This window comes from Anaerofustis butyriciformans (assembly GCF_036289385.1).
Classification (GTDB): Bacteria; Bacillota; Clostridia; order Eubacteriales; family Anaerofustaceae; genus Anaerofustis; species Anaerofustis butyriciformans.
Window position 1 is genome coordinate 322126 of record NZ_JAYFFH010000002.1, and the last position, 21496, is coordinate 343621.

22 protein-coding genes are annotated in these 21496 nt (G+C 31.2%); 19 read left to right on the forward strand and 3 right to left on the reverse strand.

Annotation, left to right across the window (positions count from 1 at the left end):
- Positions 1-92: 92 nt before the first annotated feature.
- Positions 93-278, forward strand: coding sequence for a hypothetical protein (locus V2W16_RS05055; protein ID WP_329382512.1), 186 nt, complete (start codon positions 93-95; stop codon positions 276-278).
- A 36-nt stretch (positions 279-314) separates the two neighbouring features.
- Here V2W16_RS05055 and V2W16_RS05060 read toward each other — a convergent pair whose 3' ends face one another.
- Positions 315-986: a nucleotidyltransferase domain-containing protein gene (locus V2W16_RS05060; RefSeq protein WP_329382515.1), complete on the reverse strand. Its 672-nt coding sequence runs from the start codon at positions 984-986 to the stop codon at positions 315-317.
- A gap of 223 nt (positions 987-1209) precedes the next feature.
- On the opposite strand from V2W16_RS05060, the gene V2W16_RS05065 reads away from it, so the two are divergent.
- From V2W16_RS05065 to coaBC, 5 genes are read left to right on the forward strand one after another with little or no spacing between them, the layout of a single operon-like run.
- The gene (locus V2W16_RS05065; RefSeq protein ID WP_425353942.1) at positions 1210-2052 is read left to right on the forward strand and encodes a Rossmann-like and DUF2520 domain-containing protein; all 843 of its coding nucleotides are present in this window, start codon (positions 1210-1212) and stop codon (positions 2050-2052) included.
- Positions 2053-2056: 4 nt separating this feature from the next.
- Positions 2057-2884, forward strand: a complete 828-nt coding sequence (panB, locus tag V2W16_RS05070) for a 3-methyl-2-oxobutanoate hydroxymethyltransferase (protein WP_329382518.1) — start codon at positions 2057-2059, stop codon at positions 2882-2884.
- 14 nt (positions 2885-2898) lie between these two features.
- Positions 2899-3744: a pantoate--beta-alanine ligase gene (panC, locus tag V2W16_RS05075; protein WP_329382521.1), complete on the forward strand. Its 846-nt coding sequence runs from the start codon at positions 2899-2901 to the stop codon at positions 3742-3744.
- A 9-nt stretch (positions 3745-3753) separates the two neighbouring features.
- Entirely contained in the window at positions 3754-4155 is a 402-nt protein-coding gene (gene panD / locus V2W16_RS05080) for an aspartate 1-decarboxylase (protein WP_329382525.1), read from the forward strand.
- Positions 4148-5362: a bifunctional phosphopantothenoylcysteine decarboxylase/phosphopantothenate--cysteine ligase CoaBC gene (gene coaBC / locus V2W16_RS05085; RefSeq protein WP_425353943.1), complete on the forward strand. Its 1215-nt coding sequence runs from the start codon at positions 4148-4150 to the stop codon at positions 5360-5362. Before panD ends, coaBC begins: the two co-directional genes overlap by 8 nt.
- Here the strand turns inward: coaBC and prfB are convergent.
- On the reverse strand, positions 5359-6459 hold the full coding sequence (prfB, locus tag V2W16_RS05090) for a peptide chain release factor 2 (RefSeq protein ID WP_329382528.1): 1101 nt from the start codon (positions 6457-6459) through the stop codon (positions 5359-5361). The two genes, coaBC and prfB, sit on opposite strands and share 4 nt — an antisense overlap.
- 338 nt (positions 6460-6797) lie before the next feature.
- On the opposite strand from prfB, the gene V2W16_RS05095 reads away from it, so the two are divergent.
- The 4 genes from V2W16_RS05095 to V2W16_RS05110 all read left to right on the forward strand — a co-directional run bounded on the left by V2W16_RS05095 (position 6798) and on the right by V2W16_RS05110 (position 10687).
- The gene (locus V2W16_RS05095; protein ID WP_138267959.1) at positions 6798-7463 is read left to right on the forward strand and encodes a transaldolase family protein; all 666 of its coding nucleotides are present in this window, start codon (positions 6798-6800) and stop codon (positions 7461-7463) included.
- 148 nt (positions 7464-7611) lie between these two features.
- Positions 7612-8385, forward strand: a complete 774-nt coding sequence (thyX, locus tag V2W16_RS05100; protein WP_138267960.1) for an FAD-dependent thymidylate synthase — start codon at positions 7612-7614, stop codon at positions 8383-8385.
- A gap of 9 nt (positions 8386-8394) precedes the next feature.
- A complete protein-coding gene (gene rlmB, locus V2W16_RS05105) occupies positions 8395-9123 on the forward strand; it encodes a 23S rRNA (guanosine(2251)-2'-O)-methyltransferase RlmB (RefSeq protein WP_138267961.1) in 729 nt (242 codons plus the stop codon).
- Positions 9124-9370: 247 nt separating this feature from the next.
- Positions 9371-10687: a hemolysin family protein gene (locus V2W16_RS05110; RefSeq protein WP_329382537.1), complete on the forward strand. Its 1317-nt coding sequence runs from the start codon at positions 9371-9373 to the stop codon at positions 10685-10687.
- Between the two features lie 30 nt (positions 10688-10717).
- Here V2W16_RS05110 and V2W16_RS05115 read toward each other — a convergent pair whose 3' ends face one another.
- Positions 10718-11275: a Fic/DOC family protein gene (locus V2W16_RS05115; protein WP_329382539.1), complete on the reverse strand. Its 558-nt coding sequence runs from the start codon at positions 11273-11275 to the stop codon at positions 10718-10720.
- A 333-nt stretch (positions 11276-11608) separates the two neighbouring features.
- On the opposite strand from V2W16_RS05115, the gene pyrB reads away from it, so the two are divergent.
- The 9 genes from pyrB to carB are packed head-to-tail and all read left to right on the forward strand — an operon-like array spanning position 11609 to position 21472.
- A complete protein-coding gene (pyrB, locus tag V2W16_RS05120; RefSeq protein WP_329382542.1) occupies positions 11609-12535 on the forward strand; it encodes an aspartate carbamoyltransferase in 927 nt (308 codons plus the stop codon).
- A complete protein-coding gene (locus tag V2W16_RS05125; RefSeq protein ID WP_329382545.1) occupies positions 12528-12962 on the forward strand; it encodes an aspartate carbamoyltransferase regulatory subunit in 435 nt (144 codons plus the stop codon). The genes pyrB and V2W16_RS05125 overlap by 8 nt, the downstream gene beginning before the upstream one ends.
- Positions 12963-12970: 8 nt before the next feature.
- Positions 12971-14125, forward strand: coding sequence for a dihydroorotase (locus V2W16_RS05130; RefSeq protein WP_329382548.1), 1155 nt, complete (start codon positions 12971-12973; stop codon positions 14123-14125).
- Entirely contained in the window at positions 14109-14969 is an 861-nt protein-coding gene (gene pyrF / locus V2W16_RS05135) for an orotidine-5'-phosphate decarboxylase (RefSeq protein WP_329382552.1), read from the forward strand. Before V2W16_RS05130 ends, pyrF begins: the two co-directional genes overlap by 17 nt.
- Positions 14960-15658, forward strand: a complete 699-nt coding sequence (locus V2W16_RS05140; protein ID WP_329382555.1) for a dihydroorotate dehydrogenase electron transfer subunit — start codon at positions 14960-14962, stop codon at positions 15656-15658. Before pyrF ends, V2W16_RS05140 begins: the two co-directional genes overlap by 10 nt.
- A 1-nt stretch (position 15659) precedes the next feature.
- Complete coding sequence (locus V2W16_RS05145; RefSeq protein ID WP_329382558.1) at positions 15660-16562, forward strand: dihydroorotate dehydrogenase; 903 nt, start codon at positions 15660-15662, stop codon at positions 16560-16562.
- Between the two features lie 13 nt (positions 16563-16575).
- Positions 16576-17163, forward strand: a complete 588-nt coding sequence (gene pyrE / locus V2W16_RS05150; protein WP_138267969.1) for an orotate phosphoribosyltransferase — start codon at positions 16576-16578, stop codon at positions 17161-17163.
- A gap of 12 nt (positions 17164-17175) precedes the next feature.
- Entirely contained in the window at positions 17176-18234 is a 1059-nt protein-coding gene (locus V2W16_RS05155) for a carbamoyl phosphate synthase small subunit (RefSeq protein WP_138267970.1), read from the forward strand.
- A gap of 13 nt (positions 18235-18247) precedes the next feature.
- Complete coding sequence (gene carB / locus V2W16_RS05160; RefSeq protein WP_329382563.1) at positions 18248-21472, forward strand: carbamoyl-phosphate synthase large subunit; 3225 nt, start codon at positions 18248-18250, stop codon at positions 21470-21472.
- The last annotated feature ends 24 nt before the right edge of the window (positions 21473-21496 follow it).

Below are 21496 nucleotides of genomic sequence, written 5' to 3' on the forward strand. Positions count from 1 at the left end.
TTTATTACCTTTTTTAATTTTTTATTTATTGTATCATAGAGTAAAAAAATTGGAACAATAAATATGAAATAATTAAGAAAGGAAAATAAAAAATGAGAAGAAATACAATGACAATGCTTACGAGCTTAACTACCGGTATGATAGCGGGGATAGGACTTGCCTCTTACGTTTCATCAAACAAAGAACTTAAAAAGCCTGTAAGAAAAATGAAAAATGCAGTTGAAAAGGCGGCAAAGGAAGCTGTAAGTGAAATACAGGATATGACAATGAAAAACTAATGATAAAAGAGTTTTAATATTTATATTAAAACTCTTTTAAATATTATATAAGTTAATTAAAGATTTTGTGTATTCCATTAAATCAGTTGTATATTTTTCAAATTGTAAATTATCTATATTATTATTTATTTTTAAATTAAAAAATGAATTAAGAATATTTTTATCTTCATTTTCTATTTTTTCCATTAGTTCAATATTTTTATGTATGTATTTATTGGTTTTTAAATAATATTTAGCTTTTATGCAAAAAGACATTGATTTATAAAGTGAAAGTAAAATGTCATTGCTTTTTTCATATAAAAAATTATGAACTGTCATGTGATAGGTATTACAAGCATTTAGTAACACAGCACGTTTTATATCTTCATTTTTTATAAGAGGTTTTAAAAAATCTAAACTTTTGTATATTGGAAGTGTATCAAAATAAAACTGAAAAAGGTCTGATTTTTCCCAGTTTTTTATCTCCTGCATTCCTGAGATAAAACCGCAAAATAAATTATTATGTTCTAATGAAGATATTATTTCTTTATAAGTTTTTAAATCATTTATTGATAGGTTATCTAAAATCACAACAATGTCAATATCGCTGTTTTCATTTGCTTCTCCTCTTGCTCTGCTTCCTTGAAGTCCAAAAAATATAAGTCTATTTTTAAATTCTTCTATAAGTTTATTCTCTAGTGTTTTTAAAACTAAATTTACATCAATCATCTTTTTACCTCCTTATATTAGGGTTATATTATTATATTATAAAATAATTATAATAAATAAAAAAATGTTTACTTTTTAAAATCATAGTGCTATTATTTATGCGGATGGTATTCTTTTGAAACTATACCGAGAAAAATATTAATAGTCTTCAATCTACCTAATTGCTATAAAGCTTTTATCGAAAGAAAGAGACTTTTCAATTATCAAAAGGAAGAAAAGAAGAATGAAAATCGGATTTATTGGTGCCGGCAAAGTAGGCGTAAGTCTTGGGAAATATTTTGTTATGCACGAAAAAAAAGTAATGGGGTATTATAGTAATACTCTATCTTCTGCAGTTGATGCTGCAATTTTTACAAATACTAATTATTTTAATTCTTTGGAAGATATTATATCTTCTTGTGATATTTTATTTTTGACTGTTCCTGATTCAAAGATAAAAGAAGTATGGGAACAAATATGTAAATTTGATATAGAAAATAAAATATTTTCTCATTGTAGCGGAGCTATGTCTTCTGCTGTCTTTCAAAAGTGTGACCAAGATATTCTTGGTTTTTCCATTCATCCAATGTATGCTTTCAGCGATAAGTATACTTCTTACAAAGATCTTTCAAAGGCTTACTTTACAATTGAAGGAAACGAAAAGAGAATTAATGTTATTAAGGATTTTTTTGAAAGCCTTGGAAATCATGTAAAAATCATTCCAAAAGACAATAAAACCAAATATCATTTATCTTGCGTTTTTGCGAGTAATTTAGTTGTAGCTTTGTTTTATAAGAGTATAAAAATTCTTATGGAAACAGGGTTTACTTTTGATGAAGCTAAAAATGCACTACTTCCTCTTTTTATGAATAATGCAGAGAATATTGCTTCAAAAGGTGTAATAAATGCATTAAGCGGTCCAATTGAAAGGAACGATGTAAAAACAGTAAAAGAGCATTTATCTGTTATAAACGGAAGTGAAAAGGATATTTATAAATTGTTGTCTGAGGAGCTTATTGATGTTGCAATGAAAAAAGATAATACAAAAGATTATTGCAATATGAAAAAAATTATTAAAGAGGAATAAGAGGATGAAAAACACAGTAACAACATTCAAAAAACAAAAAGAAGAAAATAGTAAGATTTCCATGCTTACGGCTTATGATTATTCAATGGCAAAATTGATTGATCAGGCAGGTATTAACGGGATTTTAGTAGGGGATTCTCTTGGTAATGTAATCCTTGGTTATGAAGATACAATACCTGTTACAATGAAAGATATGATCCACCACGGAAGAGCCGTTGCAAGAGGGGCAAAAGATGCATTGGTTGTTATAGATATGCCTTTTATGTCATATCAAACAAGTGTATATGATGCCGTTAAAAATGCAGGAAGGCTTATGAAAGAAGGGCTTGGTGATGCTGTTAAGCTTGAAGGCGGCAGAGAAGTATGTGAGCAGATAAAAGCAATAACTTCTGCCGGTATACCTGTAATGGCACATCTTGGCTTAACCCCACAAAGCATTAATGCGTTTGGAGGATTTAAAATACAAGGAAGAGATGAGCAAAGAGCAAAACAAATTCTTGAAGATGCTTTGTTAGTTGAAGAAGCGGGAGCTTTTGCACTTGTTCTTGAGTGTGTTCCGGAAAAATTAGCTAAGCTTATTACTCAAAAAGTTAGTATTCCAACAATCGGAATAGGTGCAGGAAAATACTGTGACGGACAAATTTTGGTATATCAAGATATGCTTGGAATGTTTTCTGATTTTACGCCGAAATTTGTAAAGAAATATGCAAATATAGGTGAAATAATGCAGGATGCATTTAAAACTTACCATAAAGAAATAAATGAGGGTAAATTCCCTATGGAAGAAAATACATATAAATTTGATGATGAAGTTATAGAAAAATTATATTAATTATGGAGAGAAATATGAAAGTAGTACATAAAATCAGCGAAGTAAGAGAAATTGTAAATAAATGGAAAAGAGAAGGGCTTAGCGTTGGGCTTGTTCCAACAATGGGTTATCTTCATGAAGGACATCAAAGTTTAATTAAAAAAGCCGTAGAACAAAATGACAGAGTAGTTGTAAGCGTGTTTGTAAATCCTATGCAATTTGGTGAAAACGAAGATTTAGCAAGCTACCCAAGAGATCTTGAAAAAGATACAAAACTATGCGAAGAAACAGGAGCAGATTTGATTTTTAATCCAACACCTGAAGAAATGTATCCTGAAGGTTTTTGTTCGTATGTTGATATGAATGGACTTACAAAAGAACTTTGTGGAAAAAGCAGACCTATTCATTTTAGAGGTGTTATGACTGTTGTAAGTAAGCTGTTTAATATCGTTACACCTAATAAAGCATACTTTGGAATGAAAGATGCACAACAGCTTCTTATAATAAAAAGAATGGTAAAAGATTTAAGTTTTGGTATAGAAATAGTAGGCTGTCCAATAGTAAGAGAAGAAGACGGTCTTGCAAAGAGTTCAAGAAATACTTATTTAAACGAAGAGGAAAGAAAAGCAGCTTTGATATTATATAAAACAATTAATTTAGGTAAGAAACTTCTTGAAGAAGGTGAAAGAGACAGCGCTATTTTACTTTCAAAGATGAAAGAAAACATAAATAAAGAACCACTTGCCAAAATTGATTATGTTGAAGCAGTTGATATTGAAAAGGTAGAAAAAGTGGATAAAATCGAAGGTACGGTTCTTGTTGCAATGGCTGTATATATTGGCAAAACTAGATTAATTGACAACTTTGTGTTTGAGTGTTAGGAGGAAAATATGTTACTTAATATGTTAAAAGGTAAAATTCACAGAGCAACCGTTGTTCAAGCAGAGCTTGATTATGTAGGAAGTATTACTGTTGATGAAGAACTTCTTGAAAAAGCCGGAATATATGAATATGAAAAGGTTCAAATCGTAGACGTAAATAACGGAAGCAGATTTGAAACTTACACAATTGCTGGAAAAAGAGGCAGTGGTATGATATGCTTAAATGGAGCCGCAGCAAGAGAAGTTCAAGTAGGGGATAAGATCATAATAATGGCTTATGCAAACATGAGTCCTGAAGAAGTGAAAGATAATCCTCCGAAAGTGCTTTTCGTTGATGAAGATAATAAAATAAAAAGAATAACAAGATATGAAAAACACGGGCTCTTAACGGAGGATATGATTGATGAATAAAATTTTAGAGGGGAAAGTTGTAACCCTTGGCGTAACAGGTAGTATTGCTGCTTATAAAATGGCAAACGTAGCCAGTATGCTTATAAAATTAGGTGCCGAAGTTCATGTAATAATGACTAAAAACGCAACTAACTTTATAAACCCAATAACATTCGAAACTTTAACAAATTCAAAATGTTTGGTTGATACATTTGACAGGAATTTTGAATTTCATGTTTCTCATGTAAATCTTGGTCAAAAATCAGATGTGATGCTTATTGCGCCTGCAAGTGCAAATATTATTGCAAAAATGGCTTATGGAATAGCAGATGATATGTTATCAACTACTGTTTTGGCAGCTACTTGTAAAAAGATAGTATCTCCTGCAATGAATACACATATGTACCATAATCAAATAGTTCAAGATAACATAGAAAAATTAAAAGAATATGGTTTTGAAATAATAGAGCCTGCAAAAGGCATGCTAGCGTGTAGAGACATTGGAGACGGTAAACTTCCTGATGAACAGACTCTTGTAAATTATGTATTAAAAGAAATAGCTCATGAAAAAGATTTAAAAGGTATGAATGTTATGGTTACGGCAGGAGCTACAATGGAAGCTATAGACCCTGTAAGATACATAACAAATCATTCAAGCGGTAAAATGGGATATGCGATTGCAAGAAATGCAATGCTAAGAGGTGCAAACGTAACTTTAGTAAGTGCCAATAGCAGTGAAGAGGTTCCTCCTTTTGTTGAATTAATTAAAGTAAAAAGTGCAAAAGACATGTTCGAAGCAGTAAAAGAAAAAAGCAGTGAAATGGATTTTATTATTAAAGCTGCTGCAGTTTCTGATTATACGCCTATTGATGTAAGTGATGAAAAAATAAAGAAAAAAGATGGAGATCTTTCCATAAAACTAAAAAGAACAGATGATATTTTGATGTATCTTGGAGAAAATAAAAAACAAAATCAAGTTTTATGTGGTTTTGCAATGGAAACTCAAAACTTAATAGATAATGCAAAAGCTAAGCTTGTAAAGAAAAACGCTGATATTATAGTGGCTAACTGCTTAAAAGAAGAAGGCTCAGGTTTTAAGGGAGATACAAATAAAGTGACATTCCTTACAAAAGATAATATAGAGAAAAAAGAGCTTATGAGTAAAGATGAAGTAAGCGAGATTTTACTTGATAAATTGCTTGAGATAAAAAATAAAAAGACCGATTAATCGGTCTTTTTTAAATACGCATCAATAAATAAATCAATATCTCCGTCCATTACTGATTGAACGTTTGACGTTTCGGCTTTTGTCCTATGGTCTTTTACCATGCTGTATGGGTGGAAAACATATGAGCGAATTTGATTTCCCCATGCGATTTGTCCATAGTCGCCTTTTATTTCATCAAGTTTTTCTTTATGTTCTTCCATTAATATTTTGTATAGTTTACCCTTTAAAATCTTCATCGCTGTTTCTTTGTTTTGGAACTGGCTTCTTTCGTTTTGGCATGATACAACAATTTTTGTAGGAAGATGAGTTATTCTAACAGCTGAGTCGGTTTTGTTTACATGCTGTCCTCCTGCTCCTCCTGAACGATAAGTATCTATTTTTAAATCACTTGGATTGATTTCAAGGTTTATATCTTCTTTTATTTCCGGTTCTACATCTACTGATGCAAAAGAAGTATGTCTTCTGTTATTGCTGTCAAAAGGTGAGATTCTTACAAGTCGATGTACCCCTTTTTCGCTTTTTAAATATCCGTAAGCATTTTCGCCTTTAATAAGCATTGTAACGCTTTTTATTCCTGCAACATCTCCCGATAACTCTTCGAGAATTTTTATTTTAAAATTTCTCTTTTCTGCAAATCTTGTGAACATTCTATATAGCATTTCCGCCCAGTCTTGGCTTTCTGTTCCTCCTGCTCCCGGGTGAATTGAAAGAATGGCATTGTTTGAATCGTATTCTCCGGATAAAAGAGTTGTTAGTGCAAAACTGTTTACGTCTTTTTTTAGCATGTTTAATTCTTTTAAGGTATTATCTGCTTCTGTTTCTATGAATTCTTCACTTAACATTTCCATTATAATGCTGATATCTTCTTTTTTGTTTTCAAGAGATGTAAATGATGTTATTTGTGATTTTAAAGTTTTAACGTCCTTTAAAATTTGATTTGCATTTTCACTGTCATTCCAGAAATTTTCATCATTCATTAAGCTTTCTTTTTCTTTTAGATTTTGTTGTAAACTTTCAATGTTAATGGAGTTTGATAAATCATCAAGTTCCTTTGATATATCATTAAGTAAATTTTTTAATTCAATTAATTCAGTCATTTTATTACTTCCTTTTTAATATTAAATTCATTATATATTATATGACGATATTAAACAATACTATCGTTAAAATGCTTTAATGCAATTAAAGTTTAATTATTGTTTCCTTTTATAAAAAACAGCTGTTAATAAATAATTTGTAACATGATTACAATTGTTTATTAGTTGAATATGTAAAGGTTACACATTAAAAAAGATAATGATGTTTATTTAAAAGATGTAAATTTTCATGACCTTTTTTTTTCTTTTTTTATGAAAGTACTTGTAATTATATTTTTTATCATATATAATTTTTTTAGTAAAAATCAAGTGTTATATAAAACAAGGAGAGATTACAAATGTTATATTTAATCGATGATGCTAATATCGAAAGCATTAAAACAATTACTCAATATTTCCCAATTACAGGGGTAACAACAAATCCAAGCATTATTGCTGCAAACGGAGAAAATGTTTATAAAAAAATTAAAGAAATAAGAGACGTTATTGGTCCTGACTGTGAACTTCACGCTCAAGTTTTAGCTTCAACTTGCGATGAAATCGTACAAGAAGCAATCAGACTTAGAGATGCTGTAGGCGGAAAATTCTTTGTAAAAGTTCCTGTAACAGGTGAAGGTTTAAAATCAATCAGCGTTCTTAAAGAACTTGGCTTTGGCGTAACAGCTACAGCTATCTTTACAGCTCAACAAGCTTTACTTGCTGCTACAGCAGGTGCTGACTATGTAGCTCCATATGTAAACAGAATAGATAATTTCTCTTCTGACGGTATCGGAGTTGTTGCTGACATCGTTGAATTATTCGATATGTACGGAAAAGATACAAAAGTATTAGCTGCAAGCTTCAAAAATACACAACAAGTTCACAATGTAGCTATGGCTGGTTCTCATGCTGCAACAATCAGCTGTGATTTATTTGAAAAATTAATCTATCATCCACTTACAACAGCTGCAATTATGGAATTTGAAGAAAAAGGTGCAGAATTCTATACATACGAAGAAAAATAGTATGTTAAATAAAAAAATCAGGCGGATTTTTATCCGCCTTTTTTATTTGCAAATTAAAAAAATAATGTATATTTAAGATTTCTTACTTTAGGGTAGAAAAGTGAGAAAAATATTGTATAATGGTTTAAATGGAAAGTGGAGGAGAAAAATGAAGAGTAATTTAAAAGTAAGTTTAGTTAGATACACTCCTGAACCTGTAAAGACTGTGGCAATGGCTGCTAAGCTTTGTTATTCAAAGGTTGGGGTTGAAGATATAAGTGAAAAAATGAGTAATGAAGATGCTGAAAAATTTGTAAAGATGCTTATGGGATTTTCTCATATGTCACCCCTTGAACATATAAGCTTTTCTTTTGCAATAGAAGGAGTAAGCAGAACTTTAACTCATCAACTTGTTAGACATAGAATTGCAAGTTATTCGCAGCAGTCACAAAGATATGTTGACGAAAACGAGTTTGATTATATAATACCTCCTCAAATCGAAAAAGACGAAGAAGCTTTAAAAGTATTTGAGGAAAGTATGAGTATGATTCAATCTTCATACGAAAAGCTAAGAGATGTTCTAACAAAAAATGTTACAAAACAAATTATGGACGAAGACGGACTTGAAGAAAGCGAAGCTAGAAAAAAAGCCGTTAAACTTGCAAATGAAGATGCAAGATTTGTTTTGCCTGGAGCTTGTGAAACAAAGATTATAACTACAATGAACGCAAGACAACTTCTTCATTTCTTTGAAGAGAGAACATGTGTAAGAGCTCAATGGGAAATAAGAGAACTTGCGACACAGATGTTAAAACTTGTTAAAGAAGTTTGTCCTGTTATTTTTGAAAGTGCAGGCCCTGGATGTGTAAAAGGCGGCTGTCCGGAAGGAAAGATGACTTGCGGAAAAGCAAAAGAAATAAGAGAAAAATTTAAAAATTTATAGAGGTAAGATATGAGTAATTATGAAAGAGTAAGCGGACGTAATGCCGTAAGAGAAACTTTAAAATCAGGAAGAAACATAAATAAATTATATATTAGCGAAAACCATGATTCTGGACTTGTTAACATAATTAAAATGGCAAAAAGCAAAGGTATTTCAATACAAAAAACAAACAGACATAAACTTGACAGCATTGCAGGGAACCCTCATCATCAAGGAGTTATTGCTCTTTGCTCTCCTGTTGAAACAGTATCTTTAAGAGAGCTTACAGATAAGCTTAATAAAAAAGAAGGAAAACCTCTTGTTGTAATTCTTGATAATATAACAGACCCTCATAATGCAGGGGCAATAATCAGAAGTGCGTACTGCGCAGGTGCTGACGGTGTAATTATGCAAAACAGAAGAAGTGCCTCAATAGGAGAAGGTATGTATAAATCTTCTGCAGGTGCTTTAGAATATATCGATATATGCGAAGTGTCAAATATATCGCAGACAATAGATGCATTAAAAAAGGAAGGACTTTTTGTTGTAGGTCTTGATATGGACGGAGAAAATTATTACGATATCGATTATGATATGCCTCTTGCCATAGTTGTAGGTGCAGAGGGTAAGGGACTTGGAAGACTTGTTAAAGAAAAATGCGACTTTATAAGTTCTATTCCACTAAAAAACAATTTTGATTCGTTAAATGCTTCTGTTGCAGCGGGAATTGTTTTATTTGAAGCTGTAAAATGCAGATAGAAAACAGAACTTTTAAGGTGCTGTTTTTTTTGTAATATATTGCTAACTTATGGACTTAAATAATATAAAATGATAGAATAGTCTAAATATAATTATGAAAGGAGAATAGAATCAAAAATGAACGATGACGATAGTGATGCGGCGAACAAACCGATACCTCTGATAGTGCGTTTTATATATTTTAGATATAAAAAAGAATGATAGAAATAAATATCGAATAAAAAAAACGTATTTAGGAGGTAAGATTATGAAAAGTTCGATAATATTAATGATTTTATTACAAATTGTTTTAATTGCGTTAAATGCTGTATTTGCCTGTGCTGAAATTGCCGTTATATCCATGAACGATAACAAGCTTGAAAAAATGGCGGCAAAAGGAGATAAAAGGGCAATAAGACTTTCAAAATTAACCAAGCAGCCTGCAAGATTTTTAGCAACAATTCAAGTTGCAATTACTCTTTCCGGATTTTTGGGCAGTGCTTTTGCTGCGGAAAACTTTTCTGATGGGTTGGTTAATTTAGCTGTGAAATTAGGGGTGCCAATTTCCCCAAGCGTTTTAGATTCTATCTCTGTAATTTTGATTACAATTATATTGTCTTACGTAACTCTTATTTTTGGTGAGCTTGTTCCAAAAAGAGTTGCTATGAAAAAAGCAGAATCTTTGGCTCTTGGTATGTCAGGGCTTACATATTCTATTTCAAAGATATTTGCGCCTTTGGTAAGTATGCTTACTGCGTCAACAAACTTTGTTTTAAGGCTTATAGGTATTGATCCTGAGGAAGAAGACGAAGATGTCAGCGAAGAAGAAATAAGAATGATGGTTGATGTAGGAAGCGAAAAGGGGACTATTGACCATGAAGAAAGAAAATTCATTCAAAATGTTTTTGAATTTGATGATTTATCTGCTGATGAAATATTAACACATAGAACTGATGTTATTACTCTTGATATGGAAGAAAGTCTTGAAAAGTGGAAAGAGATTATATTTAATACAAAGCATACTCTTTATCCTGTTTGTGACGGTTCAATAGATAAAATTATTGGAGTTCTTGATTCAAAGAAATATTTTCGTTTGGAAGATAAAAATATTGAAACTATAATAGAAAATACCATGTCAAAAGCATATTATGTTCCTGATACAATAAAAGCAGATGATTTATTCAGAAATATGAGAAAAACAGGCAATACAATGGCTGTTGTTTTAGATGAGTACGGCGGAACTGCCGGGATAATTACAATAAATGACTTGGTAGAACAGCTTGTTGGAGACCTTGAAGAAGATAATGAGATTGTAAAAATAGATGATGTAACATGTAAAGTAAAGGGAATTGCCTCTTTAGACGAGCTTTCAAAACAAATGGGTGTATCATTATCTACCGAAGAATACGACACAATCGGAGGGCTAATATTCCATGTTCTTCAAAGTATTCCGGAAAAAGGAGAAAATATTGAATTTGATTTTGAAGGAATAAAAGTAATGAATGTTAAAATATATGACCATAAAGTAGTAAGTGCGGTTGTAAAGAAAAATTCACCGAATGAAGAAGATAAAGATAATGAATAAATTAAAGACTCTAAAAAGTTTAGAGTCTTTTTAAATTATATAATTTGTCATTCCTTCATAGTCAAAGGAAGCATTAATCACTTTTTTATATATTGCATTATTATTTATTTCACTGGTTAGTGCATTTTTAATTAAACTCATTATTTCTTTTTCGTTAATAGGTGAGATAATCATTGCATTAAGATATTCATTTTTAGGAATTTTATCCCATCTTACAATAACATTTAATTTTTCTTTAAGCATAAAATCAAGCCATATTCTCATTGCTCTGCCGTTTCCTTCTCTAAAAGGATGTGCGATATTCATTTCTATATATTTTTTTATTATTTTTTCATAAGAATCAATAGGCATATTATCAATAATTCTTAAACTTTCATTTAAAAATTTTACAGGTGCAAATTTAAAATTTCCTTTAGATAAATCTACACTGCGTATTTTTTCCGCAAAAGAAAATACATCCATAAACAGATATCTATGGATTTGAATTAATTCGATGGTTTTACCGCTTATTTGATTTATTTTTAATGTGTTTTCATAAAGTTGTAATGCTCTTTGTTTTGAAAAAATTTCTTCTTTTTCTATGTTCATTTTTACCTCTGTTTTATTATATCATTAAAATTTATGTTAGAAATAAATATCAAAAAAATACATTTAATTTTGTAAGAAAAAAATTTTTTTAAGATAAAAAAAGAAATAAAAATTAATATAATTAAAACGTTATTATATGTTAAATTAAACGCATATTTCGTTGACTTTATTAGTGTAATTTTATATAATAAACAAAAATACTTTTAACTTAGCACGAGAGGCTAAAAAGGTTATATCCGATTTATGAGTAGCTTGATGGACAAGCTATGCATTTTTTGCGAATACCTGGCCTAAGTGCAGGTATTTTTTTATAAATATCGGAGGTATAAAACAATGTTAAAAGGTCGCAATTTGATTGAGCCAACGAATTTTACTGTAGAAGAATTAGATGAAATATTTGAGCTTGCTAATGATATTCTTAAAGACGAAAAGAAGTATGTTAACGTATGTCATGGGAAATTATTGGCAAGCCTTTTTTATGAGCCGTCAACAAGAACAAAATTTTCTTTTGACGCAGCCATGTATAGATTAGGTGGAAATGTACTTGGTTTTTCAGACCCAAATACATCAAGTACATCAAAAGGTGAATCTCTTGCAGATACAACAGTTGTAATTTCAAATTATGTTGATATTATCGTTGCAAGACACCCAAGAGAAGGCACTGCAAAACTTATGAGCGAACATTCAAGTGTTCCGGTAATTAACGCAGGAGACGGTGGACATCAACATCCGACACAAACATTAACAGACCTTCTTACAATTCAGTACTATAAACATAGATTTGATAATTTAAAAATCGGTGTTTGCGGAGACTTGATGTTTGGAAGAACAATTCACTCTTTGGTAAAAGCAATGTCAAGATATGAAAATATAGAGTTTGTCTTTATTTCACCAAAAGAGCTTTCTATGCCTGAATATATTAAAGAGGAAATCGAAGGAAAAGTTAAATACTCTGAAACAAATTCTCTTGATGAAGTAATAGGTGATTTAGACGTACTTTATATGTCAAGAGTACAAAGAGAAAGATTTGTAAACGAAGAAGAATATTTAAGACTTAAAGATTACTTCATTCTTACAAAAGAAAAGTTAGAAAATGCAAAGGAAGATATGATTGTTATGCATCCGCTTCCAAGAGTAAACGAAATTTCAACAGATGTAGATAGCGATAAAAGAGCAGTTTACTTTATGCAAGGAAGACTTGGAATGTATGTAAGAATGGCTCTTATAATGAAATTATTGGGGGTAAGTTTAGATGATTAATGTTTCAATGTTAAAACAAGGTATTGTTATTGACCATATAAAAGTAAATCATGGTTATGAAGTTTTTAAACAACTTAAACTTGATGAAATAGATGATGTTATTGTTCTTATGAGAAATATTCCAAGTCATAAAATGGGAAGAAAAGACATTATAAAAATAGAAACAGACTTAAAACTTGACCTCACAATACTTGGATTAATTGACCCAAACATTACTGTAAGTTACATTAAAGATGGAAAAAGAGTAAAAAAAGTTCAACCTGAGCTACCTGAAGTTGTAGAAGGTATTTTAAAATGCAAGAATCCAAGATGTATAACACAATATGAAAAAGTTGATAACATTAAATTCTATCTTGCAAATGCAGAAAAAAGAGAATATAGATGTTCTTATTGCGACTCAAAAACAACATTGGTTGAATATAAATAAGGAGAGATATGAAAACATTATTTACTGGCGGTGTTTTAATTGATGCAACCAAAACAGTAAAAGAAGATGTTTTGGTTGAAGATGGAAAAATAATAAAAGTTGGAAAAGATATTGATAAAATGGGCTGCGAAGTAATTGACTTAAAAGGTAAAACATTACTTCCTGCCTTTATAGATATGCATTCTCATTTTAGAGACCCTGGTTATACCTATAAAGAAGATATTGAAACCGGTATGAAAGCAAGCGTTAAAGGCGGATATAGCGTTGTTTGCACTATGGCAAACACAAAGCCTGTTTGTGATAATACGGAAGTTTTACAATATGTTAAAGAAAAATCAGAAAAAGTAGGTTTAAATAAAGTAATCCAAATTAGTGCAATCGGAAAAGACCTTGAAGATAAAGATTTTGTAGATATAAAAGAAAATATGAAATACACAAACCTTTTCTCAAATGACGGAAAAACAATTTTCAGCGATGAATTTATGGAAGAGGCTTTGAAAAAATCCACAGAATATGGTTTCCATTTACTAACTCATTGCCAGCCTGAAGAAGAAATAATCGAAAGAGATATGAAACTTCTTGAAAAGGTTGGAGGAAATCTTCATGTATGCCATATCAGTACAAAGAAATCTTTAGAGCTTATAAAAGCAGCAAAGGAAAAAGGATTAACGGTAACTTGTGAGGTTGCACCACATCATTTATTTGCCGATAGCCTTTCTTATAGAGTAAATCCTTCTTTTGCAACACCTAAAGACAGAATGGCACTTATAGAAGGAGTAAGGAATAACGATATAGATATTCTTGCAATAGACCATGCTCCTCATTCAAAAGAAGATAAAGAAAAAGGAGCTCCGGGAATTGACAATATCGAAGTTGCTTTTTCTATGTACTATAAAGTATTCTTTGATAATGATATCAGCATAAATAAATTAAGCGAAATGATAAGTTTAAATCCAGCAAAAAAAATAGGTTTAAACAAAGGTTTAATTAAAGAAGGTTATGATGCAGATTTGGTTGTCGTTGATACTGATTATGAAGGAGTTATAAACAAATATGAGTTTATTTCAAAATCAAACAACACACCTTTTGATAAAGAAAAAATTAAGGGCAAAGTTTTAATGACATTTGCCAAGGGAGAAAAGAAATATGAAGCTGATAGATAAACTATATGAAAGAAGCAAGAAAAACATGGCTGTATGTTTGGGGCTTGATACAAAAGAAGCTTTTTTACCTGAATATATAAGCAACATGGATATATCTCTTGGAGAAAAATATTTCTTGTTTAATAAAGCTATAATAGATGCTACAAAAGATATTGTAGCTTGTTACAAAGTTCAAATTGCTTATTATGAAGCTCTTGGAATGGATGGGCTTAACGCATATCAAAAAACACTTAAATATATAAGAGAAAATGACGGAATTGTAATTGCAGACATAAAAAGAGGAGATATTTCTTCAACTGCTGCAATGTATGCTGACGGTCATTTCAAAGGAGACTTTGAAGCTGACTTTATTACTATAAACACATATATGGGACTTGATGCAATTAGCCCATATTTTGACTATATGAAAGATGGAAGCAAGGGGCTTTTCGTTTTAGTAAAAACATCAAATCCAAACGGACATCAAATTCAAGACTTAGAAGTAAAAGACGGCGAAAAAGTTTATGAAAAGATGGCTAAATACGTTGATGAATGGGGAAGCGACTTTGTAGGAGAATGTGGATACAGCAGTGTCGGAGCTGTTGTAGGTCTTACTTATCCTAAAGAATTTATAGAAGTAAAGAAATTTATGCCAAAAGCTTTCTTCTTAATTCCTGGATATGGCGCTCAAGGTGGAACAGGAAAAGATATTGCGGAAATTTTCAAAGATGATATTTGCGGAGTTGTTAATTCTTCAAGAGGAATTATATCTGCACACAAAGGTAAAATTGAAGATGAAAACTTTACCGAACTTACGGTAAAAGCCGTAAAAGATATGCAAGAGGATATAGGACAATGGCTATAGTATTATTTAATAAAAAGATAAAAGATGATATCTATATGATGAAACTTGAAGGAAAGTTTGAAGGAAAAGAAGGACAGTTTTATATGCTTCGTTCTTTAAATACATTCCTTGCAAAACCTATAAGTATTCATGATATAGATGATGAAGGGATAACTTTCTTATATCAGGTAAAAGGAGAGGGAACAAAGTATTTTAAAACTCTTCAAAAAGGAATGGAACTTGATTTATTCGGTCCGAGAGGTAACGGATTTGATATAGAAAATATAGAAAAAGACGTTACTTTAATAGGAGGAGGTATCGGAACCGCTCCGTTATATTATCTATGTAAACAAATAAGAAAAAAATATCCTGATAAAAATATAAGAGTATATCTTGGTTTTACTAAAGAAGATTATCTTGTAGATGATTTTAAGGAAATTGCAGATGAAGTTATAGTTGATGTAGGTGGAATAATAACTCATAAAGTTGATTTTACAAAGGATGATATTTACTTTACTTGTGGTCCTGATATTATGATGAGAAGTGCATATGACCTTGCAAAAAAAGCAGGAAGAGAAATATATGTGTCCCTTGAAAACAGAATGGCCTGCGGCGTAGGTGCTTGTCTTGGATGTAATGTTGAGACTCCAAATGGAAATAAAAAAGTATGTAAAGACGGTCCTGTATTTAAAGGAAGCGAGGTATACTAAAATGGATAGATTAAAAGTAAATTTTTTAGGTAAAGAATTTAGTAATCCTTTAGTTGCCGCAAGCGGAACTTTTGGTTTTGGACGAGAATACAGCGAGTTTTTTGATGTAAAAGAAATTGGCGGTATATGTTCAAAAGGTCTTACTTTAAATCCTCAACCCGGTAATACCGGAGTTAGAATTTGGGAAACTCCAAGCGGGGTAATAAACAGTATCGGACTTGAAAATCCCGGTGTTAAAAGTTTTATAGAAAACGAACTTGGATATATGAATTCTACCGGCAGCAGGGTTATAGTAAACTTTGGGGCTCACAGCAAGGAAGATTTTCTTGATGGAATAGAGCTTTTAAATGAACAAGAACTTGATTTTATAGAGCTTAACATTTCATGTCCAAATGTTAAGGAAGGTGGAATGGCTTTTTGTATGCATTCAGCAAGTGCGTATGATATTACAAAGTCGGTAAAGGAAAAATCAAAACATCCTATTATCGTTAAATTATCGCCAAACGCACCAAGTGTTACAGATGTTGCAAAAGCAGTAGAAGACGGTGGTGCTGATGCTGTAAGCTTAACAAATACATTTCTTGCAATGGCTATTGATATAAATAAGAAAAAACCTGTATTTGACAATGTATATGCAGGTTTGTCAGGAAGTGCAATAAAACCTATTGCTCTTAGAATGGTACATCAAGTTGCTAAGGAAATAAACATTCCTATATTGGCTTACGGAGGAGTAAGCAATTATAAAGATGCTCTTGAATTTGTAATGGCAGGAGCAACTTTGGTAGGAGTTGGAAGTGCAATTTTTGCAAATCCTATGGTAATGCTTGAAATAAGAGATGATTTAGATAAATATTTAAAAAATAATAATATAAACAATATAAGTGAACTTATAGGTATAGTATAAAGGAGAGTATGTAATGAGTGAACAAAGAGTAAAAGAAATTTTAAAAGAAACTGAAGCATTTTTAGAAGGTCATTTTCTACTTTCATCAGGAAGACATTCAAATCAATATGTACAATGTGCAAAACTTTTAAGATTTCCTGATAAAGCAGCAGAAGTATTAAAAGATGTTGCTGAACAAGTAAAAGATTTAGGTATTACAAAAATATGCGGACCTGCAATGGGCGGTGTTATAGTTTCTTACGAACTTGGAAGACAACTTGGAATAGAAAGTATCTTTACAGAAAGAAAAGACGGTAACATGGAACTTAGAAGAGGGTTCACTGTAGGAAAAGGCGATAAAGTCTTAATAAGTGAAGATGTTATTACAACAGGTAAAAGTACACTTGAAACAGTAAAAGTTTTAGAAGATATGGGAGCTGAAGTTGTTGGGGTATGTTCAATAGTAAATAGAACAAGTGATGATCTTAATTTCCCACTTCCTATTTATTCTGCAATAAGACTTAACATTGTTTCTTATGATAGTGAAGAATGTCCACTTTGCAAAGAAGGAAAAATTGAACTTGTAAAACCGGGCAGCAGAGATTTTAAAAAAACTAAATAAAGAGGTTAGAAGATGAAAGGATACTTACAACTTGAAAATGGAATGACTTTTGAAGGTGAACTTTTCGGTAAGATAGAAGAAAAAGTAATAGGTGAAGTTGTATTTAACACATCTATGACAGGTTATCAAGAAATCCTTACAGATCCTTCATATTATGGTCAAATAGTAACAATGACATATCCTTTAATCGGTAATTATGGGGTTAATTTTGATTATGAACAATCTGCTTGTTGTAAGGCAAGAGGATTTATTGTAAAGGAAGTAAGCAATAAACCAAACAATTTCAATAATGAAATGACTCTTCCCGATTATTTGGAAAGTGAAGATATAACAGCAATAAGTGGTGTAGATACAAGAATGCTTACAAAAGTACTTAGAAATGAAGGTGTTATGAGAGGTATGATTACAACTCATATGATGCCAAAAACAAAACTTATTGAAATACTTGATGAATTTGATAATTCAAAAAGTGTATTCAGTGTTTCAACTTCTGCTCCTTTTGAAGTTGAAGGTGATAAGGATGGAAAACATATTGTTGCAATAGATTATGGTATAAAAGCAAATATTATCAATATGTTTAAACAAAGAGGTGTAAATTTAACTGTAGTTCCTTTTGATACAAAGGCGGAAGATATATTAAAAATGAATCCTGATGCCGTATTTTTATCAAACGGACCTGGAGACCCTGCTGATTTACCTGAATGTGTTGAAGAAATTAAAAAATTAATAGGAAAACTTCCTATAATAGGAATTTGTCTTGGACATCAGTTAGCATCTCTTGCTCTTGGAGGAAAGACTTCAAAACTTAAATTTGGTCACAGAGGTGGAAACCATCCTGTAAAAAATTTAGATAATGAAAAAGTATTTATGACAAGTCAAAACCATGGTTATGTAGTAGATGAATTACCTGAAGGTGTAGAAGTTACTTATAGAAATATAAATGACGGAAGTATAGAAGGAATGAGATGTAAGGATAAGAAAATATATACAATTCAATTCCATCCTGAAGCTTGTCCTGGTCCTTATGAAGGCGTTCATATTTTTGACGAATTTTTAAAGGTAATAGAATAGGAGGAATGTACAAATGCCAAAAAAAGATGATATAAAGAAAGTATTGGTTATAGGTTCTGGTCCTATTATTATCGGTCAAGCTGCAGAATTTGACTATTCAGGAACACAGGCCTGTGAAGCATTAAAAGAAGAAGGTGTTGAAGTTGTACTTGTAAACTCTAACCCTGCAACAATAATGACAGATAAACAAACTGCTGATAAAGTATATATTGAACCTTTGAATGTAGAATCTTTGGAAAAAATTATTGCGAAAGAAAGACCGGATTCAATCATTGGAGGTATGGGTGGTCAAACTGCTCTTAATATGACAATGGAGCTTCACAATAAAGGTATTCTTGATAAATACGGAGTAAAAGTAATAGGTACAAGTATTGAGGGAATTATCAAAGGCGAAGATAGGGATGAGTTCAGAAAGTTAATGAAAGAAATTGGACAACCTATAATTGAAAGTAGAATCGTAAATACTTTGGAAGATGCGAAAAAAGCAGCTTTAGAAATAGGTTATCCGGTTGTTGTAAGACCTGCTTATACACTTGGCGGTACAGGCGGCGGTATCGTTAATAATGAAGAAGAGCTTTTAAAAATTGCAGAAAGCGGTCTTGCTTTATCAATGACTACTCAGGTTTTAATTGAAAAGAGTATTAAAAACTGGAAAGAAATTGAATACGAAGTAATGAGAGACGCAAAAGGTACTTGTATTACAATTTGTAATATGGAAAATATCGACCCTGTAGGTATCCATACAGGAGACAGTATTGTTGTTGCTCCAAGTCAAACCCTTTCAGATAAAGAATATCAAATGCTAAGAACAGCATCTATAGATATAATTAATGCAGTAGGTATTGAAGGTGGATGTAACGTACAAATTGCCCTTCATCCAGACAGTATGGAATATGCAATTATTGAAATTAACCCAAGAGTTTCTCGTTCTTCAGCTCTTGCATCAAAAGCTGCAGGTTATCCTATTGCTAAAGTTTCAGCTAAAATTGCTCTAGGATATTATCTTGATGAAATTAAAAATGCAGTTACAAAAGAAACTTATGCATGTTTTGAACCTGCTCTTGACTATGTTGTAGTAAAAATTCCTAAATGGCCTTTTGATAAGTTTTTAAATGCAAAAAGAGATTTAGGTACAAAAATGATGGCTACAGGAGAAGTAATGGCTATAGGTAGAACTTTTGAAGAAGCATTCTTAAAAGCTATACGTTCTCTTGAAATTAAGAAACATACTTTAGTACACGATAAAGTAAATGATATTCCTATAAAAGAACTTAGACATAGAGTATTTAAAGCTGATGATGAAAGGATTTTTGTTCTTGCTCAAATGCTTAGAATGAAATATTCTGTAACACAAGTAAGTAAAATAACAGGTATTGATTTATTCTTTGTAAATAAAATCAATGAAATTGTAAAAAGAGAAGAACATTTAAAAACATTAACATTAGAAACTTTAACAAGAGAAGAACTTCTTGACTTAAAGAAAAAAGGCTTCTCAGATAAAGGTATAAGTTTCTTAATGGGTGTTAGAGAAAAAGATATTTATGAAATGAGACAAATGTGGAATATTAATCCTGTATATAAAATGGTTGATACATGTGCAGGAGAATTTGAAGCAAATACTCCATATTATTACTCAACATATGATACGGAAGATGAAGTAGTAGTAACAGATAAAAAGAAAGTTATGGTTATCGGTTCAGGTCCAATTAGAATCGGTCAAGGTATCGAATTTGACTACAGCTCAGTACATTGTGTATATGCCTTAAAACAACTTGGAATAGAAACAATAGTTGTAAACAACAACCCTGAAACTGTAAGTACAGACTTCGACATTTCAGATAAACTTTATTTTGAACCATTAACAGATGAAGATGTGCTTAACATTTACAATAAAGAAAAACCTGACGGAGTAATTTTACAATTCGGTGGACAAACAGCAATTAAACTTGCAGAAATGTGCGTAAGAGAAAATATTCCAATTCTTGGAACTTCTCCGGATAGTATCGACAGAGCAGAAGATAGAGAAAGATTTGAAGAAATGCTTACAAAACTTGGTGTAAAACAACCAACAGGTAAAGGTGTATTTACAGTTGAAGAAGGTATCGAAACTGCAAATAAAATTGAATATCCTGTACTTGTAAGACCTTCATATGTTCTTGGTGGTAGAGGTATGATGATTTGCCACGACGAAGAAAGTCTTGTTAAATATCTAACAAACGCAATCAAAGAAGACCCTAAAAATCCTGTTCTTATTGATAAATATTTATATGGTCTTGAACTTGAAGTTGATGCAGTATGCGATGGTGAAGATGTTTTCGTTCCTGGTATCATGGAACATCTTGACAGAGCAGGGGTTCACTCAGGAGACAGCGTAACAATTTATCCAACAATTCATGTAAGTGATAAAATAAAAGAAACATTATATGACTATACAAGAAAAATTGCTCTTGAACTTGATGTAAGAGGTATGATAAATATCCAATTTATCGTATTCAAAGACGAACTTTATGTAATCGAAGTTAACCCTCGTTCAAGTAGAACAGTACCATATATTACAAAGATTACAAACGTTCCTATTCTTGAAATGGCAGTAAGATCTATGTTTGGTCCTTGCATTAAAGAAATGGGATATGGAAGTTATGTATATAAAGACAGTGAAAATTATGGAATTAAAGTACCTGTATTCTCAACAGAAAAACTTCCAAACGTTGAAGTAAGCCTTGGACCAGAAATGCGTTCAACAGGTGAAGTACTTGGTGTAAGTAAAAATTACCTTGAAGCATTATACAAAGGTTTCCTTGCAGCAGGATTTGATTTAAGCAGAAGAAAAAGAAAACTTCTTATTTCTTTAAATGATGAAAGTAAAGAAGAACTTATTGAATCTCTTAAAAAGATGTCTGATATTGGATATGAATTCTTTGCAACAGGAAATACAAAGAAATACATGGAAGAACATGGTGTAGAAAATGTTACTGAAGTGTATAAGATTGGTTACGAAGGAGAACATAAAGAACTTGGTATTCTTGATGTAATTAAAAATCATAAAATTGATTTAATAATCAATACTCCTCAAAGCTCATCAGATTCAGAAACAGACGGATTTAAGATAAGAAGATGTGCTGTTGAATGTGGAGTAAGCATAGTTACTTCAATAGACAGTGCAATTGCTTTAGCAACATTATTCTGTGAAGATTTAGACTATGATAAATTTGATATTACAGATGTAGCAAATTATTAATAAAAATAAAAAGACAGCTTAGGC

What these genes read in the sequence shown, in the direction of transcription:
- V2W16_RS05125 (WP_329382545.1), top strand. Translation starts at nt 12,528, where the DNA reads ATGATTAATGTTTCAATGTTAAAACAAGGTATTGTTATTGACCATATA.
- prfB (WP_329382528.1), bottom strand. Translation starts at nt 6,459, where the DNA reads ATGACTGAATTAATTGAATTAAAAAATTTACTTAATGATATATCAAAG.
- thyX (WP_138267960.1), top strand. Translation starts at nt 7,612, where the DNA reads ATGAAGAGTAATTTAAAAGTAAGTTTAGTTAGATACACTCCTGAACCT.
- V2W16_RS05095 (WP_138267959.1), top strand. Translation starts at nt 6,798, where the DNA reads ATGTTATATTTAATCGATGATGCTAATATCGAAAGCATTAAAACAATT.
- carB (WP_329382563.1), top strand. Translation starts at nt 18,248, where the DNA reads ATGCCAAAAAAAGATGATATAAAGAAAGTATTGGTTATAGGTTCTGGT.
- V2W16_RS05055 (WP_329382512.1), top strand. Translation starts at nt 93, where the DNA reads ATGAGAAGAAATACAATGACAATGCTTACGAGCTTAACTACCGGTATG.
- pyrB (WP_329382542.1), top strand. Translation starts at nt 11,609, where the DNA reads ATGTTAAAAGGTCGCAATTTGATTGAGCCAACGAATTTTACTGTAGAA.
- rlmB (WP_138267961.1), top strand. Translation starts at nt 8,395, where the DNA reads ATGAGTAATTATGAAAGAGTAAGCGGACGTAATGCCGTAAGAGAAACT.
- panB (WP_329382518.1), top strand. Translation starts at nt 2,057, where the DNA reads ATGAAAAACACAGTAACAACATTCAAAAAACAAAAAGAAGAAAATAGT.
- V2W16_RS05115 (WP_329382539.1), bottom strand. Translation starts at nt 11,275, where the DNA reads ATGAACATAGAAAAAGAAGAAATTTTTTCAAAACAAAGAGCATTACAA.
- V2W16_RS05110 (WP_329382537.1), top strand. Translation starts at nt 9,371, where the DNA reads ATGAAAAGTTCGATAATATTAATGATTTTATTACAAATTGTTTTAATT.
- panC (WP_329382521.1), top strand. Translation starts at nt 2,899, where the DNA reads ATGAAAGTAGTACATAAAATCAGCGAAGTAAGAGAAATTGTAAATAAA.
- V2W16_RS05060 (WP_329382515.1), bottom strand. Translation starts at nt 986, where the DNA reads ATGATTGATGTAAATTTAGTTTTAAAAACACTAGAGAATAAACTTATA.
- V2W16_RS05130 (WP_329382548.1), top strand. Translation starts at nt 12,971, where the DNA reads ATGAAAACATTATTTACTGGCGGTGTTTTAATTGATGCAACCAAAACA.
- V2W16_RS05140 (WP_329382555.1), top strand. Translation starts at nt 14,960, where the DNA reads ATGGCTATAGTATTATTTAATAAAAAGATAAAAGATGATATCTATATG.
- pyrE (WP_138267969.1), top strand. Translation starts at nt 16,576, where the DNA reads ATGAGTGAACAAAGAGTAAAAGAAATTTTAAAAGAAACTGAAGCATTT.
- V2W16_RS05155 (WP_138267970.1), top strand. Translation starts at nt 17,176, where the DNA reads ATGAAAGGATACTTACAACTTGAAAATGGAATGACTTTTGAAGGTGAA.
- panD (WP_329382525.1), top strand. Translation starts at nt 3,754, where the DNA reads ATGTTACTTAATATGTTAAAAGGTAAAATTCACAGAGCAACCGTTGTT.
- V2W16_RS05145 (WP_329382558.1), top strand. Translation starts at nt 15,660, where the DNA reads ATGGATAGATTAAAAGTAAATTTTTTAGGTAAAGAATTTAGTAATCCT.
- V2W16_RS05065 (WP_425353942.1), top strand. Translation starts at nt 1,210, where the DNA reads ATGAAAATCGGATTTATTGGTGCCGGCAAAGTAGGCGTAAGTCTTGGG.
- pyrF (WP_329382552.1), top strand. Translation starts at nt 14,109, where the DNA reads ATGAAGCTGATAGATAAACTATATGAAAGAAGCAAGAAAAACATGGCT.
- coaBC (WP_425353943.1), top strand. Translation starts at nt 4,148, where the DNA reads ATGAATAAAATTTTAGAGGGGAAAGTTGTAACCCTTGGCGTAACAGGT.